Raw genomic sequence first — 1,278 nt, 5'->3', positions numbered from 1 at the left:
GCCTTGACCCTGTCTGGTCGGGATGAGGCTCTTGTCATCGAACTCACCAGAATATATCACGAGCCCCTCGCATAGGGTGGTGATCTAGTACATGACACCCCCCCACAAGTTAACCGATACCTTTTGTGCAGCTTGCGCAAGCATGGCTTCTGTCTTGCGCAAGGGTACCTCCCTTCTTGCACAAGGACGTGCCTGACCTTGCGCAAGCTCATTATGATATCAAAGTACAGTCAATCGATAGTTGGGTTATAGTATTTTGATTGGCTTTGACAGCAGGGCAACCTATGAGCGGATCAAAGTTACGCCTTGTACCGCAAAAGGCTAAATGCGCTCCCTACCCAGAACAAAATACAAAATCACTTGCCCTGTAACCAGACGCTTTGCAAAAGCTCCAAGACTGCACAGAACAAAATACAAAAGGCGTAGATTAAATCTACGCCTAGATAAGTATCCTCAGTTTACAACTCTCTTTTTCACATGATCATTGCATCCATAATCCAACCTTTCATAACTCTTATTACCATCTCTAATCCAATAAAAATCTAAGGAACCCTTTCTTTTGAGAATACTATCACCAGCTTGTAATTGGCTAAACACGTGCGATCTTTCATTTACAAAAAGCCAAGAACTCAATGTATCATACCCATTAGAATACAACATTATCTTAGCATGATTGAACTCATTAAGTGATGCATCAATTACTACTCCATCTATCTTTTCATTAATCGCTCTACTAGTTTCTTCACATAACGAACTTTTACTAACACAACTATAACAAACAGCATGTATTGAAAAAAGTAAAAAATAAAACAACATATTCTTAATACCAAATTTCATAGTCAAAGTAAATTAAAAAGTCCATGTATAATCAAAACCATAAGTGTATCCTAAAGGCAAACCAATAGACCCACCAAAACCCTTTGAGTAATAAGAAGGTTTAGCTTTATTACTAATCCAATTTGGAAGAAATGGAGTACTAAAGATATTATTTCTTCCCGTTGAAATATCTACTGCACCTATTGAATAATTACTTGAACTTCCCCAACCTTTTAAGGATTCGAAATCAAACCGCTCATTATTATCCTTATTTTGATGAATGCCATGTGAGGTTCCAGCAGAAAAATCAACTCCAAGTGCTGGACCAAATGTAACGTAATGCTTGTATTCATTACCTACAGATACTCTACCAATTTCAAATTTCAAACCTCCCTCTGGTCGTAGCGTCCGCTACGACCTATGCATCAAAAGAGCATCCACTCGATTACACATAGCTGATCT

At 38.5% G+C, this 1,278-nt stretch carries 2 protein-coding genes; both read right to left on the bottom strand.

The genetic code is table 11. From position 1 onward, the window contains the following. Positions 1–453: 453 nt before the first annotated feature. Complete coding sequence (locus BUB99_RS20015) at positions 454–837, bottom strand: hypothetical protein (protein WP_073125778.1); 384 nt, start codon at positions 835–837, stop codon at positions 454–456. Between the two features lie 12 nt (positions 838–849). Beyond that, positions 850–1,203, bottom strand: coding sequence for a hypothetical protein (locus BUB99_RS20310; protein ID WP_139281136.1), 354 nt, complete (start codon positions 1,201–1,203; stop codon positions 850–852). Positions 1,204–1,278 lie beyond the last annotated feature (75 nt).

It is taken from the genome of Reichenbachiella agariperforans (assembly GCF_900142205.1).
In the GTDB taxonomy this organism is placed as follows: Bacteria; Bacteroidota; Bacteroidia; order Cytophagales; family Cyclobacteriaceae; genus Reichenbachiella; species Reichenbachiella agariperforans.
Note: the sequence above shows the minus strand (reverse complement) of the source record. Positions and strands in the feature narration are given on the sequence as shown.